Source organism: Cryobacterium breve (assembly GCF_004402375.1).
Taxonomy (GTDB): Bacteria; Actinomycetota; Actinomycetes; order Actinomycetales; family Microbacteriaceae; genus Cryobacterium; species Cryobacterium breve.
In genome coordinates this window covers 104,957-118,996 of the sequence record NZ_SOGJ01000007.1, presented here as the reverse complement: position 1 = coordinate 118,996, position 14,040 = coordinate 104,957, and the positions used below count along the sequence as shown (strand labels likewise).

Here is a 14,040-nt window from a genome sequence, read left to right as displayed (position 1 = left end):
GCTTACGGCTTCAGCCGGCCGACCCGAGGCAGGAAACGACCGACGCGGGCACCGTAGGCGACGTAGTCGGGGTGCTCGGCCACGAGCATCCGTTCTTCCCAGCGTGCCTTGCCGGCCAGCAGCAGCACGAGGGCGAGCCAGGCCGTGACGTGCCAAACTGAGCTGCCGATCAGAGCCAGGCCGAGGCCGCCGGCCATCAGTCCGGTGTAGATGGGGCTGCGCACGAGGCCGTAGATGCCACCGGTGACCAGGGGTGCGTGCTCCCGCGGGATCGGGCTCGCGGTGAGGGCCGGCCCGAGGCCGAGCACTCCGAGCACGGCGATGACCGCACCGGCGCTGGCAAGCAGGATCGCGGCCACGACAACGCCGAGGTTCACCGACCACAGCGTGCCGTGGGGCAGGAACGCCAGAGCCAGCAGCAACAGGAACTGGACCGACACCAGGGCAATCGCTAGCGCACGCTTCATGGCTCGAGGCTACGTTCATCTAGCCCGTTCACGCACGGCCTGCATGAGATCGGCGACGGCGAGGTCGCCGTGCACCGCGGCACCCGTCATCACTCCCGATGCGGCCGCAGCGGCAATCATCGCCATGGGATCACTGGCATTGCCGGCCACCCAGACACCCGGCACCGCGGTCATCCCCCGCGGGTCCGCCGCGAGCTGCTCGCCGAAGGGTGTCGTCGTGCGCTCACCCCCGAGCGTTTCGAAGACCTCGGTCCGTGCGATGAACTGCGGCGCGACCACGACGGCGTCCATCTCGAACAACCGTCCGCCCTCGATCTCGACCGCTCTGACCTGCGAGCCTTCCACCACCAGACGCTCGACCCGCGGCGTCACGACGCCCACTCCCATCGCCGCAAGCTGCTCCCATTGCTCGTCGGTCGGTTCCGGCGCATCGTGCAGGAAAAGTGTCACGTCATCGCTCAATTGACGAAACAGCATGACCTGGTGCAGCGCGTTCTCGTTTCGACCGAGCACCGCGACGCGCTGATCGCGCACCTCCCAACCGTGGCAGTACGGGCAGTGCAGCACGCTGTGACCCCAGGCCTCCTCGACGCCGGGGACGGCGGGCAACTCGTCCACGAGCCCGGTCGCGAGGACAACGCGGCGGGCGCGAACGCGGCGCACGCCGCCGTGCACCTCGACGGTGAAGTCGTCAAGCATTCCGGACGCACCGGTTACGAGCCCGGTCACGATTCGCACGCCGTAGGCCTGGGCCTCGGCCCGGCCGCGGGACAGAAGCTCGAGGGGCAGAACTCCCTCCTGGCCGATCACGTTGTGCACGCCGTGGGACGGGGCATTGCGCGGTTCGCCCGCGTCGACGACGACAACGCTTCGTCGCGAACGGCTGAGCGCAACAGCGGCCGCCAGGCCGGCGACTCCCCCGCCGACGACTACGACATCCGCCCGCAGCTCGTCGGTCATCGGTCGGCACCGTCCGGTCGGACAGCGATCCAGATGGCGCGACCGGAGGTGAGGCCGAGCTCCGATGTTCCGGCCGTAAGCGCGGCGATCGTGACGTCCAGCGCGCTGAGGTCGTCGGCAGGCAGGTCATCGGTGAGCAGGGCACGGTAGTGGGTCAGCTGAACCGCGAGGTAGCGAGCGCCGTCGGGTGTGCGAGCCGAGGCGGTGAGCGCGGACTCGAGGCGCTGGACCGAGGTGAATCCGGCCGAGCTGAGGGCCATCGACCATTCAGCGGTGACGGGGTAGCCATGCGCGGCGAGTGCACTCACAAGGCGTTCGCCGAGGCCGTCGCGGCCGGTGCCCAGGTCCGCGGGTTCGTATTTCGTCCCACCGGTGAACTCGGTGACGACGAGCACACCGCCGGGTCGCAGCGCACCGATCACCTGACGCAGCACCTGCGCCGGATCCGTCACATGATGCAGCGAGAGTGCGGCCCAGGCGAGGTCCGCCGGGCCCGGCAACACGGAGGGCCAGTCGCCATCGAGGTCGACCAGATGCGTCTCGACGCGGTTGGCGACATCTGCTCTCGCGGCTGCGGCACTGAGTCGGTCCAGCATCTTGGGGGAAGCGTCCAGGCTGTGAATCAGCACGTCAGGGAAGCGGGTCGCGAGAGCCAGAGTGCCGGTTCCCGTTCCGGCGCCGAGGTCGACGGCGCGGCGGGGCGCGGTGCCCAGCACTGCCGACGCGGCGTCCATTGCCTCCACCAGCACCGGGGCGCCGAGCGCGGCGTCCAGGTCCAGAAGCTCGGCAAGGTCGGTATCGTGGTTCAGGGCAGGGCTGTGGCCGGGCCGTTCGTGGTGCGGGTGGGGATCCGAAATGTGGGTGTGGGTCATGATGATCACGTTAGGCGCGCAATTCGTCAATGGCATAGTCTTTTGCGTATGACGCAAGATGTGATCGACGATGTTGTCCGCCAACGCATCCGCGGCCTGCGACTTGCGCGAGGCTGGACACTCGATACTCTCGCCACCCGCTGCTATCTATCGCCCTCGACGCTCAGTCGAATCGAGACCGGTCACCGCCGCATCGCCCTGGACCAGCTCGTGCCCATCGCTTCGGCCCTGGGCACAACGCTTGACCAGCTCGTTGAGCCGGAGGGAGACAACGACGTCGTCATCCGCCCCGAGCCCGAGACGACCGCCGGATCGACCGTGTGGCTACTCTCGCGCGAGCGAGATCGCCGCGGCGTCACGGTGGCCAAAATGCGTATCACGGCCGACCGCGCGCGCAGCGAGCCGCAAGTGCACCCCGGCCACGAGTGGTTCACTGTGCTCAGCGGAACCATCCGGCTGCGGCTCGGAGAACGGACGATCCTGGTGCGCCAGGGACAGGCAGCCGAATACTCCACGATGACCCCGCATGCGATCGAGGCGCACGACGGGCCCGCGGAGATGCTGACGATCTTCGACCACGACGGTGAACGCGCGCACCTGCCCGGCCACCGCCACACGTGATGGGTCACACAGCGCGCCGTGGGACCAGCCTCGGGTGCTTCGCCGACTAGTTCGGGTTGTGCTGCATTATCGACAGCGCCCCGTGACCGGGTGCGACGACACACTTCGCGGCGTAGAGCGGCGTTCCGCCGAGCTCCGCTGTCTGGGTGAGGATGAGGACCGCCACTGACGGCTCGATGTTCAGCAGGTTCGCTCGTGTGGGGCCTGCGTTGGTGGCGACGATCTGGCACATTCCGTTGGTGAAGACGTGGCCGTTCGCCTGCATGGAAGCGAGGAGCGTGCGGGGTTCGGTGGCCATCTTCGGGAGTTCGGATGCGATCAGCGCGCTCACATCGCTGAGGTAGCGCCCAGCGGGGAGATGCTCTTGAACAATGGCCATGGGAAGGCCGTCGTGCAGCAGGACACTCTCGCGGATCCAAGCATTGGCAGCCGGGTCGAGCGCGAGCCGGCTGGACACGAAGTCTGTGAAGCCCTCCAACTCGAAGCGCACGGGCTGCACGGTCAGCGTCATGTTCGGGTCAGCCAAAGCGATCTCAAGTGGCCGCAACTGCTCCAGTCCGCCGTGCGGGATGGAGTCCGTGACGAATCGCCCGACTCCGCGACGGGTGACCAGCAACCCGTCTTCTTCGAGGAGCATCAGCGCCTCGCGCACCGGCGTGCGGCTCACACCGAGCAGGGCAGAGAGCTCTGTCTCCCGTGGCAGCATCTCGCCGAGCCGGAACACGCCGGAGCGGATCCCATCCGCAAGGCGCGTGTAAACGGCGACTCGAATCGGCTGACCGACCGCAAGGTGGAGCTGCTGTCGCAAGAACGTGGGGGGATCCAAACGGGTCTTCACGAGACCTCCTTGTCGCTCCCACGCTATCACATTTTACATGTAACTTTAGAGGTGTAACTTCATACTGCAGCCCAGACGAAGGAGTCACCATGACCACGACCAGCACACCGCACATTGATCCACAGGGGGTGGAGATTGCCGAAACAATCCTCCTGCCCGGCGATCCGTTGCGAGCGAAATTCATCGCCGAGACCTATCTCGACGACATTCGTTGCTTTAACGAAGTGCGCAACATGCTGGGCTTCACCGGCACGTATCAGGGGCGGCCTGTGTCCGTCATGGGAACGGGCATGGGAATCCCCTCCATCTCGCTCTACAGCTACGAGCTGATCCACCACTTCGGGGTGAAGAACCTGATTCGCGTGGGTACCTGCGGCGCAATGCAGGAGAACATGGACCTCTATGACGTTGTCATCGCCCAGGGCGCGTCGACCGACTCCAACTATCTTGACCAGTTCAAACTGCCCGGTCAGTGGGCACCGTTGTCATCGTACCGATTACTGGAGCAGGCCAAGCGAATCGCCGACGAGCGCGGTCACCGCACCCACGTCGGCAACGTCCTCTCCTCCGACGTGTTCTACAGCGCCGATCCTGAGGCCTTGAGCAGGTGGATGAAGATGGGAATCCTGGCCGTCGAGATGGAGTCGGCCGGGCTGTTCGCCAATGCCGCAGCCGCCGGCGTCGATGCGCTCGCGATCTTCACTGTCAGCGACCAGATCGTCACCAACGCCAAGACCACCCCGGCGGAACGGCAAACCGCCTTCACCGCAATGATCGAGATTGCACTGGAACTGGCCTGATGAGCACCGCAACCCGAGCCACAGTTCCGGCCAAGGCCTTCACACCGAGCCGTGCCGTCCCCGTTCTGCTGTTCCTCTTCGTATTCTCGCTGGTGCTGGACAACGGCTTCAAGTTCATGTCGCCGGCGCTGGCGGATAGCCTCGACCTCCCGGTCAACACCGTCAGCCTGCAAGCGACTCTGGCCGGAATTCTGATCGGTATCGGGGCCGTGGTCTACGCCGCACTCGCCGACTCGATCAGCATCCGGAAACTCATCATCTTCGCGATCATCGTGATGACGATCGGGTCACTTGTCGGCTTCATCTTTCAGGGCAACTTCTGGCTGATCCTGGTCGGTCGCCTGATTCAGAGCGCAGGCCTGGCGGCTGCCGAGACCCTCTACGTGATCTATGTCACCAAGCATTTCAGGGGCGACGAGCAGAAGAAGTATCTGGGCTTCAGCACCGCGGCCTTCCAGCTGTCCCTGTTGATCGGCACAGTGGGCAGCGGCTTCATTGCCACCTACATCGGCTGGGCTGCATTCTTCCTGGTCGCGCTTCTGTCCCTGCTGGCCATCCCTGTCGTGTTGCGGACCGTCTCCAAGGAGACGACGGGCGGCAGCCGCGTAGATGTGTTCGGCCTCTTCTTGATCGCCGTGTTCTCAACCGGGGTCATCCTGTTCATGCAGAACTTCAACGCGTTGTACCTGCTGCCGGTCTTCGCGGGGCTGGTTCTCTTCATCTGGCACATCCGGACCCACGACAACGCCGTGATCACAAGCGCGTTCTTCGCCAACGCCCAGTACTCACTGATGATCATTGTGGTATTCGTCACCTACTCGGTGCAGCTGGGGTACACCTTCCTGTTCTCATTCCTGATTTCTGACGTGTACGACTACAACCTCGGCGAAGTCTCCCTGCTGTTGATCCCCGGATACGTCGCCGCAGTGATCGTCGGCACCGCAACCGGCAAGATCGCCAAGGTGCTCACCTCCAAGCAGGCAATCACGATCGCCTTGATCGTGATTGTGGTCGCGATGCTGATTCCGGCTCTGCTGGTGGGCAAGTGGATCGGCATTTTCGTGATCTCCATGATCCTGTTCGGGATGGGCTTTGCGTTGATGTATGGTCCGCTCGTGTCGACTGCCGTGTTGCGAGTACCGGTCGAGAACACCGGTATCGCCATCGGCTTCTACAACCTCACCATCAACATCGCGGTGCCGGTCGGGATCGCCTACACCGCAGCACTGATGAAACTGCAGCCCAACCTCCTTCGCGGCATCACCGGCTCCGACCAGGAATCCTCGTACGGGTCGATACTGTTGATTCTCACGGGGGTCGCTGCCCTCGGGCTGGTGCTCTACCGCGTCTTCGTCGGCGTTCTGGAACGCCAGGGCACCGAGACGACCACGCCCGGAGGCCACTGACCGAACGACTGTTCTGTTCACATACTCGTGACAGCGGAGGAGACCGCGGAGATCACGAAGACCGCGGCCGTGACGATCCAGGCCAGCTTCTTGTTCTCCTCGTATCCAGCCAACGGGCGGTCGTTCTTGTCGGTCTGGGCCCCCGCGAGCACCAGGATCAGGTCGATCAGCCACCAGAGTCCGAAACCACCGAGGGTGAACAGCTTCAGCAGACCGGTGCCCACCTTGCCGAGATAGAAACGGTCGAGTGCGAGGAAGCCGAGCATCCACGCGAACAGCCACGTGGCCACGAATGACTTCGGTGGCGCGAACGCATGAGCGGTGCTCGGCCCGGCCGGTGCGTAGCGTGGTTTCTGGTCGTCGATCATGGTGAGGATCTCCTTGTCGATGAGGGAGTTTCACAAGACATTGTGACCCCAACCGAAAGTCCCGGTATCAACGACCCTAGAAGGGCGGCGGATCGACAACATCGCCCGGAGGCTCGAAGGGAATCGCCGGATCAGATCGGTAGTGGAGGCCGCTGGGCGCAGTCCAGTGGAGCCCGCCCCCGGGTGACTGGGTCACCGTCCAGTTGGTTTGGGTCTTCAACCGATGGTCGGGCGCGCAGAGACTGGCGAGGTTGTCGTAGCGGGTGGTCCCGTCCGCCTGCCAGTCGTGGGTGTGGTCCATCTCGGCGCGGGCCGCCGGCCGGTTGCAGCCGGCGAATCGACAGGTCTCGTCTCGGATCAAGAGGAGTCACCGGAGGTCTTTCGGCACGCGGTACTGATTTCGACCCACCGACAGCATGACCCCGGTCTCGGGGTGAACGAGGATGCGGGTGAAACTCGGGGCACCGGCGGCCAGCTCGCGGGCCGTCTCGGGGTCGATCGGACCGCACCCCTCGAGGTGACCCGGCTCGTCGCCGCGACCGAGGAGGGTGAGCACGGGCACCGTCACAGTGGCGGTGGCACGGATGCCCCGGCCGAGCCCCGCGCGAGTGACACCGTCGATCAGGAGTGCCGCGAAGGCATCCGCTCGCAGCTGGGCCAGGGTTCGGGACTCGTCGGGGCCCTGCAGGCTGGTGGAGTCGGCCAGCCGCGAACGGCCGGACTCCAGACCGTCAATACCAGCCCGCGGAGACGGAGTGGTCCCAGGCTCCGCAGGGGGTTCCATAGCGACCGGCGATGTAGCCCAGACCCCAGGTGATTTGAGTCGCCGGGTTGGTGGCCCAGTCGGCGCCGGCCGACGCCATCTTGCTGCCGGGGAGGGCCTGCGGGATTCCCGTGGCACCACTTGAGGCGTTGTAGGCATTCACATTCCAGCCTGACTCCTTGTTCCAGAGGCTCACCAGGCATCCGAACTGGTCACCTCCCCACCCGTACTGGGCCGCCATGATGTCCCGGGCGATCGCCTGGGCCCCACTCGGGCTGGCCGGGGCGGCCGGGCGCGCGGGAGCTGCAGGGGCCGGTGCCTCGGCCGAGGGAACGGCTGCTCTGGCTTTCGCCGCAGCGGCGGCCTGAGCCTCGGCGGCAGCGGCGGCCTCGGCAGCGGCCTTGGCAGCGGCGGCAGCCTGCTCCGCGGCCACGCGGTCAGCCTCGGTCGTTGAAGCCTGCACGACTGCGCTTTCGGCCTTGACCTGGTCGACCAGGTCGAAGACCCGTTCAGGGGCAAGGAGCGTGTACTCGCTGAGGGAAGCGACAGAGCTCGAGAGCGCTGACGCATCCGCCTTGCCCTGGGCCGCCGCGATCACGCTGGTGGCGCCCGCCAGGGTAGTGCGCGCACTCGCGGACGCATGGGCCGGGACGACCCCGTCGAGACTGCCTGCCTGCTCGGGGTGAGGGCCGGTGGCTGTGGCCATCACAGCGGTATCGGCGATGCGCTCCTTTTCGTCTGCTGCGGCGGCCTGTGCCGCGGATTGGGCAGAGAATCCGCTCACCACGACGGCGCTGACGGCAATGAGGGAACCGACCATCAGAAGACGGCTGCGCAACCGCCTGCTGCGCGCTTCCCGGTGGCGGGAGAACCCGATATCGGCGCCCAAAGTGGCGGTCGCGTCGGTGAAGGTGGTGCCGGAATCAAGGTTTGAACTGGGGATCAGGTCGTTGAGAGGGTCGGGCTTACGAGAAGACGAATATGAGTTGGGCATGACTTTCACAGGGCGAATCGCTCGTGCGGCTGCGCTCACGGTTCTTGTTCGACGTTCCACGGACGGGGTCCCGACCGGGCGAAGCTGCAAGACTGCACGGGATTACTGGATAAATCCTCAGTTAAAGCTGGCAAAGTGCCGATAGGAGAGGTGGAGGGCTTGCCCTTTCACCAAATCGGTGGACAAAAAAAGGATGGGCACGTGGGGTCCGGCTTCGTGGTCTGATAGTGGGTGATGTCAACACGCACCGCTCCTCCGCACCGCTTCGTCTACTCGACCGACGGCGTCAATCTTGCCACCTACGAATTCGGTGATCCGAGCACCCCCACCGTGCTCGCCGTACACGGCTTCGCCTCCAGCGCGCTCACCAATTGGCACGTGACCGGCTGGACCCGGGATCTCGTCCGCGCCGGCTTCCACGTGATCGCGATCGACCAGCGCGGGCACGGACTGAGTGACAAGCCCCGCTCCCCCGCCGAATACACGATGGAGGCGCTGGTCGATGATGTGCTCCAGGTTCTCGACGCCTACCTGCTCGACGAGGTCTGCTACGCGGGATACTCTCTCGGCGCCCGGGTGGGCTGGCAGGCCGCCCGCGAATTGGAAGGCCGCATCACGATGGCCGTACTCGGCGGTATCCCCGATGGTGACCCCCTCAAACGCTTCAAGGTAACGGATGCCCGCGCTCACATCGAGCACGGCACCGAGGTCGACGACCGCCTCACCGGCGCCTACCTGACCATGGCCCGCGCACTACCCGGAAACGACCTCAAGGCCCTCGTGGCCCTGGTCGAGGGCATGCGCGGCGGCCCCCAGCCCGGGCCCGAGAATTCGCCGGCCCAGCCCGTGCTCTTCGCCACCGGGAGCAAGGACAGCATCCTCCCGGCTTCCAAAGCGCTGGCCGCGGCCACGCCGAACGGCGAGTTCTTCGAAATCCCCGGGCGCAACCACTTCAACGCCCCGACGTCACGCGCTTTTCGGGAGACGGCGATCAAGTTCTTCCGCCAGAACGGCAGCGTCAGCACCGACATCAGCAGCACGGGCACCAGTACCGACGTCAGCACCGACATCAGCAGCACGGGCACCGCGCCGGTCTAGGTGGATCCCGGCGAGCATGCACCGCACTGAGCCACCGGCAAGCTCGATCGTGGGCACGTCGAGAGGCAGAATCATGCAGCTCCGCTCGATCACCCGCCGCTGCTCTGCGGACAGGCTGGCGAGGGCGCGGCGTGAGAGCGCCAGCATCCGTCCGTTCCGACCGTGGAGTTCGATGGCGTTGCCAGCGTAGTTGCGGATCTGATTCCGGTCGAGAGCGAGCACGTGCCGGTCCTGCGCGGCCAGTCGCTCGACGACATGGCTGCGCCGGGCGGGCGATTCGATCAGATCGAGCCCGACCAGGGCGAAGTCCGTGGCGATGCACATCATCACATTGGTGTGATAGATCGGCGTTCCGTTCTCATCGGACGCATCGAAGGCAATGGGCTCGTAGCCGAAATTGGTGCAGAACCGCTCGAGTGCGATCGGGTCGGCCCGCCGCGACCGGGAAACGTAGGCGATTCGCGCCGCATGGTCGAGCACCATCGCCCCGGTCCCCTCGAGGAAGACATCGTCGGGTTCGAGCCCCGAGTAGTCGACGACGTCCTGCACGCGGTAGCGCTGCTTGAGCATCTCGACGATGTCGCCCCGGCGTTCCGTGCGCCGGCTCGGCGCGTGCATCGGGTAGAGAGCCACGTGTCCCCCGGCGTGAGTCGAGATCCAGTTGTTGGGGAACACGCTGTCGGGGCGACCAGGGCCGTCGTCGTCGAACAGATGCACCGCGACACCGTGGGCCTCCAGCGTCTCGGCCACCACGGTCACCTCGGCGAAGGCAGCCTCGGCGATCAGCGCCGCATCGTGCCCGGCGTCCCTCGACTGGAAGGTGTTGTCGTGCGCCGTCTCCGGGTTCGGCGTGAAGAAGTGTGGCCTGATCAAGAGAACGGCCGAGGGAGCCTGAACGGACACCAGGGTCAGACGAGAACGGGCGCGCCGGCGGTGACCAGACCGAAGAGGTCTTTCGGGTCATCGGGGTCGGCGACGAGGTCGATGTCGATGTAGAACGGGGTCTGGTCGACGGCGTCCTGCAGGAAGCGGAGCGCCGAGAAGTCCTCAATGGCGAAGCCGACGGAGTCGAAGACCGTGATCTGCCGGGCCGAGGTGCGCCCGGTCGCCTCGCCGAGGAGCACCTGCCAGATCTCGGTGACCGGGAAGTCGGGCTGCATCTGCTGGATCTCGCCTTCGATGCGGGTTTGCGCGGTGAATTCCACGAAGACATCGGCGCGGTGCAGGATGCCCGGGTCGAGCTCGGTCTTGCCGGGGCAGTCGCCCCCGATGGCATTGATGTGCACGCCGGGGGCGACCATGGCGTCGGTGAGCACTGTGGCGTTGGCCTTGTCCGCGGTGCAGGTGGTGATGATATCGGCGCCGGTGACGGCATCCGTCGCCCCCGTGGCCACGACGATCTCGAAACCGAGCGGGGCCAGGTTGCGCACGAATTTGGCGATGGCCTCGGGGTCGGTGTCCCAGACCCGCAACCGATTGATGCCAAGGAGCCCGCGGAAGGCGAGCGCCTGGAACTCCGACTGGGTGCCTGTGCCGATCATTGCCATGGTGTGCGCGTCGGGGCGGGCCAACGCCCGGGCGACCATGGCCGACGTCGCGGCGGTGCGGAAGGCCGTGAGCACGGTCATCTCAGACCAGAAGGTGGGGTAGCCGCTCTGCACATCGGCGAGCACGCCGAATGCGGTCACGGTCTGCAGGCCCCGCGACGGGTTCGACGGATGTCCGTTGACGTACTTGAAGCCGTACGTGACGCCGTCGCTCGTGGGCATGAGTTCGATCACGCCGAGCGGAGAGTGGCTGGCTACGCGCGGAACCTTGTCGAATGAGGGCCAGCGCCGGAAGTCACGCTCCAAGTATTCGACCATATCGGTGAGGATGCGTTCCACACCGGTCTTGGCGGCCCAGCGGTTGATGTTTCCTACGTCTACAAAGCGCACCACGTGCCACTCCCCTCGGTCAGAAATCAACCCTATGCATGGGCGATGTGCGTCGGCAATTTCATTTTTGCAACAATCTGTGCAGAAGATCACGCACTCTGCATAGACCCTATGTGCACAACGAGCAATATATTCCTTCGACGATCTCGACCGACGCCTGCTGTCCGCCCTCCGGGTGAACGACCCGGCACGTCGCCTCCCCACCCGCTTCACATTCATGCCGGCGTTCTGCCGGCCCGGCGGCGACCGGTTATGGGTGCGGGTCAGGCCTGCGACCCACCCGCGATCTCATAGGACCACAGTTCGCTGCTGATGCCCACGGGTCGGGCCGGTGCCTCGCCTTCCTTCAAGCTGTTGCCGTGGTGGCCCTGGGTGAAGGACGGCGAGGTCAGCCAGTTCTGGAAGGACTCCTCGTCGGCCCACCGGGTGACGACCAACCAGGTGGTGCGGTCATCCGTGGGCTTGAGGAGTTCGAAACCCTCGAATCCCGGTCGGCCGTCGACGGCGCCGGCACGGGCGGCGAACCGGCGGGCCAGCTCGTCGCCGTTGTCACCGGGCACGGTGATGGCGTTGATTTTGATGATCGTCATGGGGGGTGTCCCTCTCGTGGATGCGGTGCCTATTCCCCCATGCTGTCACTTTCGGCGGTCGCTCTGGCCCACCAACTCGTTCATCTCCTCGCGGTGCTGCACCCAGAGGGCGACCGGCTGAGCGCGGAACGTTCGTGGTTGAGGGCGAGGCGGGCGGCTGGACCCTCGGGTCCTGGGTCAGCCTCAGCGCAGGCTCGCCGAACGGACAGCAACTTGTGGCGGGTCAGTACTCTGGAGCCCGCGGCACCTTGGGACGGACCAGAGAATGGCTGTCCCGAAGCAGTTGGCGCACCAGCTCGTCGTCGACCGGCCCGCCCGGCACGACCGTGATCCAGTGCTTCTTGTTGAGGTGGTAGCCCGGAGTGATCCGATCCGGAAACTCCTCACGGAGTGCCCGGCCCTCCTCAGGGTCGCATTTGAGCGAGACAGTGAGAGGTTCCGCGGCGAGGGCACTGAGGGCGAAGATCTTGCCGTTGCCGCTGGTCTTGAACACGCTCGTCTCCTCGCCGAACGGGAACGTCTCAATCGCCAGCGGGAGGCTCAGACAGTAGTCGGCGAGTTCATCCGTGGTCATGCCAACGACACTACTTCGACGGAGTCGAATTTCCGGCCGGAACTCTAACGTGAGAACTCTTCCGGACGATAGTCATCACTGGAGTTCAGCTCCCGCTGATGTCTGACGGCCCCGGCCGCTCCACCGCATTCAGGACAAGGATACGAGGACACCGAGTGAAAGATTCCACTTCCCGGCGGCTGCGACCACTGGCGATCGCGATCAGCTCTTCCGTTCTGCTCATACTCGGTCTCGGCGCCACCGGGCTGCCGGCGGCGGCGGCCACGTCCGGCGTGGAGGTGACGTGGAAGAACACGAACGTGTGGACGACCGGGTTCCAGTCGGAGGCAGGGGTTCACAACGCGTCGACGACCACGCTGCAGCCGTGGCAGATCTCCTTCACCTACGGCAACAAGGTGAACACCCTGTGGAACGGGACGCTTCAGACCGCGACCGGCGGATTCGCCGTGAAGGCGCCGACCTGGGCATCGAAGCTCGCGCCCGGCTCGACCGCGTCATTCGGCCTCACGTCGTACAAGGTGGGAACCGCTCCGCTGTACCCCACCGCCTGCACGGTGATCGGCCTTCCGGCCGGTGCCGCGTCGATCCCGTGCTCCGTGAACGGCTCCGGCTCGACAGTTCCGACTCCGGTTCCGACGGCCACCCCGACTCCGACCCCGACTCCGACTCCGACTCCGACTCCGACGGCCACCCCGACTCCGACCCCGGTTCCGACGGCCACCCCAACTCCGGCGGGCAGCCTTCTCGTCGCCCCCTACGTGGACATGGGCCTCTGGCCGAGCGCTGACCTCTCCGCATTCGCTGCGGCGACCGGGGTCAAGGCCGTCACCGGGGCGTTCATCGTCGCCGACCGCTCCAGCAACTGCAGCCCGACCTGGGCCGGCTACACCGACTACACCGTGGGCGGAACCCAGGACTTCGTGGGAGCGATTTCCAAGTTCCAGACCGGCGGCGGGCAGTTCGTGGTGTCGTTCGGCGGGGCCGTGAACAACGAGCTCGCCCGGGTCTGCACCGACCCGGCCGCTCTGCTCGCCGCGTACACAAAGGTGGTCAACCGGTTCAACGTGGACCGGATCGACTTCGACATCGAGGGTTCCGACGTCTCCGACCCTTCCGCCAACGCACGCCGCGTGGTCGCGATCGTCGCTCTCCAGAAGCAGCAGTCCGCAGCAGGCCGGCCCTTGCAGGTATCCCTGACCCTCCCGGTGATGCCCTACGGCCTCGTCGCAAGCGGTCAACGCACACTCAAGGAATTCGCCGCCGGAGGAGTGAAACTCTCCGCCGTCAACATCATGGCCATGGACTACGGCGACGGCACGGTCGACATGGGCACGGCCGCCATCAGCGCGGCGAACTCCACAGCGAAGCAGCTGGCCGCGTTCCCTGCGTACGCTGGCCTGACCGACGCCCAGCGCCTGTCCATGATCGGCATCACGCCGATGATCGGTTTGAACGACACAGGTGAGATTTTCACCCTCGCCGACACGAATAAGGTCAGCGCCTTCGCCAAGGCGAACGCGCTGAACTACGTCGGCTGGTGGGAAATGACCAGGGACCAGCCCTGCACGGGCGGCATTCCCGCCTACATGTGCTCCGGGGTGAGCAGCCCGCAGTGGTCGTACTCCACGGCGTTCGTGGCAGCGACCTCCTAGCCCGGTCACCACAGAACGAAGACAACGGATGCACCCGCCCGACTGGGCGGGTGCATCCGTTGTTTCGGGTGCTGAGCGACGGCTCAACGCCGTGTCACTC

At 65.6% G+C, this 14,040-nt stretch carries 16 protein-coding genes and 1 pseudogene; 5 read left to right on the top strand and 12 right to left on the bottom strand.

What is annotated here, in order from left to right; translation table 11 throughout:
• Positions 1–2: 2 nt before the first annotated feature.
• The 3 genes from E3O65_RS02250 to E3O65_RS02240 are packed head-to-tail and all read right to left on the bottom strand — an operon-like array spanning position 3 to position 2,299.
• On the bottom strand, positions 3–467 hold the full coding sequence (locus tag E3O65_RS02250; protein WP_134362130.1) for a methyltransferase family protein: 465 nt from the start codon (positions 465–467) through the stop codon (positions 3–5).
• A 15-nt stretch (positions 468–482) separates the two neighbouring features.
• Positions 483–1,427, bottom strand: coding sequence for an NAD(P)/FAD-dependent oxidoreductase (locus E3O65_RS02245; RefSeq protein ID WP_134362129.1), 945 nt, complete (start codon positions 1,425–1,427; stop codon positions 483–485).
• Positions 1,424–2,299: a class I SAM-dependent methyltransferase gene (locus E3O65_RS02240; RefSeq protein WP_166785623.1), complete on the bottom strand. Its 876-nt coding sequence runs from the start codon at positions 2,297–2,299 to the stop codon at positions 1,424–1,426. Before E3O65_RS02240 ends, E3O65_RS02245 begins: the two co-directional genes overlap by 4 nt.
• A gap of 48 nt (positions 2,300–2,347) precedes the next feature.
• Here E3O65_RS02240 and E3O65_RS02235 point away from each other — a divergent pair, with 48 nt between their 5' ends.
• Positions 2,348–2,920, top strand: coding sequence for a helix-turn-helix domain-containing protein (locus E3O65_RS02235; RefSeq protein WP_134362127.1), 573 nt, complete (start codon positions 2,348–2,350; stop codon positions 2,918–2,920).
• Positions 2,921–2,966: 46 nt separating this feature from the next.
• On the opposite strand, the gene E3O65_RS02230 is transcribed toward E3O65_RS02235, so the two are convergent.
• The gene (locus E3O65_RS02230) at positions 2,967–3,758 is read right to left on the bottom strand and encodes a GntR family transcriptional regulator (RefSeq protein WP_166785622.1); all 792 of its coding nucleotides are present in this window, start codon (positions 3,756–3,758) and stop codon (positions 2,967–2,969) included.
• 89 nt (positions 3,759–3,847) lie between these two features.
• Between E3O65_RS02230 and deoD the strand changes: the two genes are divergently transcribed.
• Positions 3,848–4,558: a purine-nucleoside phosphorylase gene (gene deoD, locus E3O65_RS02225; protein WP_134362125.1), complete on the top strand. Its 711-nt coding sequence runs from the start codon at positions 3,848–3,850 to the stop codon at positions 4,556–4,558.
• Positions 4,558–5,964: an MFS transporter gene (locus E3O65_RS02220; RefSeq protein WP_134362124.1), complete on the top strand. Its 1,407-nt coding sequence runs from the start codon at positions 4,558–4,560 to the stop codon at positions 5,962–5,964. Before deoD ends, E3O65_RS02220 begins: the two co-directional genes overlap by 1 nt.
• 17 nt (positions 5,965–5,981) lie before the next feature.
• On the opposite strand, the gene E3O65_RS02215 is transcribed toward E3O65_RS02220, so the two are convergent.
• The 4 genes from E3O65_RS02215 to E3O65_RS02205 form a co-directional block, all read right to left on the bottom strand.
• Positions 5,982–6,332 carry a TM2 domain-containing protein gene (locus E3O65_RS02215; RefSeq protein ID WP_134362123.1) on the bottom strand — a complete coding sequence of 117 codons (351 nt, stop codon included), beginning with the start codon at positions 6,330–6,332 and terminating at the stop codon, positions 5,982–5,984.
• Positions 6,333–6,408: 76 nt separating this feature from the next.
• Positions 6,409–6,693 carry an HNH endonuclease signature motif containing protein gene (locus E3O65_RS17065; RefSeq protein ID WP_277870451.1) on the bottom strand — a complete coding sequence of 95 codons (285 nt, stop codon included), beginning with the start codon at positions 6,691–6,693 and terminating at the stop codon, positions 6,409–6,411.
• 6 nt (positions 6,694–6,699) lie between these two features.
• Positions 6,700–7,116, bottom strand: coding sequence for a DUF222 domain-containing protein (locus E3O65_RS17060; RefSeq protein ID WP_241985825.1), 417 nt, complete (start codon positions 7,114–7,116; stop codon positions 6,700–6,702).
• Positions 7,064–8,089, bottom strand: a complete 1,026-nt coding sequence (locus E3O65_RS02205) for an aggregation-promoting factor C-terminal-like domain-containing protein (RefSeq protein WP_241985826.1) — start codon at positions 8,087–8,089, stop codon at positions 7,064–7,066. The genes E3O65_RS17060 and E3O65_RS02205 overlap by 53 nt, the downstream gene beginning before the upstream one ends.
• A gap of 234 nt (positions 8,090–8,323) precedes the next feature.
• Between E3O65_RS02205 and E3O65_RS16950 the strand changes: the two genes are divergently transcribed.
• The gene (locus tag E3O65_RS16950) at positions 8,324–9,187 is read left to right on the top strand and encodes an alpha/beta fold hydrolase (protein ID WP_134362122.1); all 864 of its coding nucleotides are present in this window, start codon (positions 8,324–8,326) and stop codon (positions 9,185–9,187) included.
• Between the two features lie 12 nt (positions 9,188–9,199).
• Here the strand turns inward: E3O65_RS16950 and ctlX are convergent.
• The 4 genes and pseudogenes from ctlX to E3O65_RS02180 all read right to left on the bottom strand — a co-directional run.
• A pseudogene (ctlX, locus tag E3O65_RS02195) lies at positions 9,200–10,090 on the bottom strand (citrulline utilization hydrolase CtlX); the annotation flags it as partial.
• 5 nt (positions 10,091–10,095) lie between these two features.
• Positions 10,096–11,127 (bottom strand): ornithine cyclodeaminase, encoded by a 1,032-nt coding sequence (locus E3O65_RS02190; RefSeq protein ID WP_134362120.1) that lies wholly within the window; start codon positions 11,125–11,127, stop codon positions 10,096–10,098.
• A gap of 260 nt (positions 11,128–11,387) precedes the next feature.
• Positions 11,388–11,714 (bottom strand): antibiotic biosynthesis monooxygenase family protein, encoded by a 327-nt coding sequence (locus E3O65_RS02185; protein ID WP_134362119.1) that lies wholly within the window; start codon positions 11,712–11,714, stop codon positions 11,388–11,390.
• 223 nt (positions 11,715–11,937) lie between these two features.
• The gene (locus E3O65_RS02180; RefSeq protein ID WP_134362118.1) at positions 11,938–12,288 is read right to left on the bottom strand and encodes an MmcQ/YjbR family DNA-binding protein; all 351 of its coding nucleotides are present in this window, start codon (positions 12,286–12,288) and stop codon (positions 11,938–11,940) included.
• A 155-nt stretch (positions 12,289–12,443) separates the two neighbouring features.
• Between E3O65_RS02180 and E3O65_RS02175 the strand changes: the two genes are divergently transcribed.
• On the top strand, positions 12,444–13,940 hold the full coding sequence (locus E3O65_RS02175; protein WP_166785621.1) for a cellulose binding domain-containing protein: 1,497 nt from the start codon (positions 12,444–12,446) through the stop codon (positions 13,938–13,940).
• Positions 13,941–14,040 lie beyond the last annotated feature (100 nt).

What these genes read in the sequence shown, in the direction of transcription:
- E3O65_RS02250 (WP_134362130.1), bottom strand. Translation starts at nt 467, where the DNA reads ATGAAGCGTGCGCTAGCGATTGCCCTGGTGTCGGTCCAGTTCCTGTTG.
- E3O65_RS02245 (WP_134362129.1), bottom strand. Translation starts at nt 1,427, where the DNA reads ATGACCGACGAGCTGCGGGCGGATGTCGTAGTCGTCGGCGGGGGAGTC.
- E3O65_RS02240 (WP_166785623.1), bottom strand. Translation starts at nt 2,299, where the DNA reads ATGACCCACACCCACATTTCGGATCCCCACCCGCACCACGAACGGCCC.
- E3O65_RS02235 (WP_134362127.1), top strand. Translation starts at nt 2,348, where the DNA reads ATGACGCAAGATGTGATCGACGATGTTGTCCGCCAACGCATCCGCGGC.
- deoD (WP_134362125.1), top strand. Translation starts at nt 3,848, where the DNA reads ATGACCACGACCAGCACACCGCACATTGATCCACAGGGGGTGGAGATT.
- E3O65_RS02220 (WP_134362124.1), top strand. Translation starts at nt 4,558, where the DNA reads ATGAGCACCGCAACCCGAGCCACAGTTCCGGCCAAGGCCTTCACACCG.
- E3O65_RS02215 (WP_134362123.1), bottom strand. Translation starts at nt 6,332, where the DNA reads ATGATCGACGACCAGAAACCACGCTACGCACCGGCCGGGCCGAGCACC.
- E3O65_RS17060 (WP_241985825.1), bottom strand. Translation starts at nt 7,116, where the DNA reads ATGGAACCCCCTGCGGAGCCTGGGACCACTCCGTCTCCGCGGGCTGGT.
- E3O65_RS02205 (WP_241985826.1), bottom strand. Translation starts at nt 8,089, where the DNA reads ATGCCCAACTCATATTCGTCTTCTCGTAAGCCCGACCCTCTCAACGAC.
- E3O65_RS16950 (WP_134362122.1), top strand. Translation starts at nt 8,324, where the DNA reads ATGTCAACACGCACCGCTCCTCCGCACCGCTTCGTCTACTCGACCGAC.
- E3O65_RS02185 (WP_134362119.1), bottom strand. Translation starts at nt 11,714, where the DNA reads ATGACGATCATCAAAATCAACGCCATCACCGTGCCCGGTGACAACGGC.
- E3O65_RS02180 (WP_134362118.1), bottom strand. Translation starts at nt 12,288, where the DNA reads ATGACCACGGATGAACTCGCCGACTACTGTCTGAGCCTCCCGCTGGCG.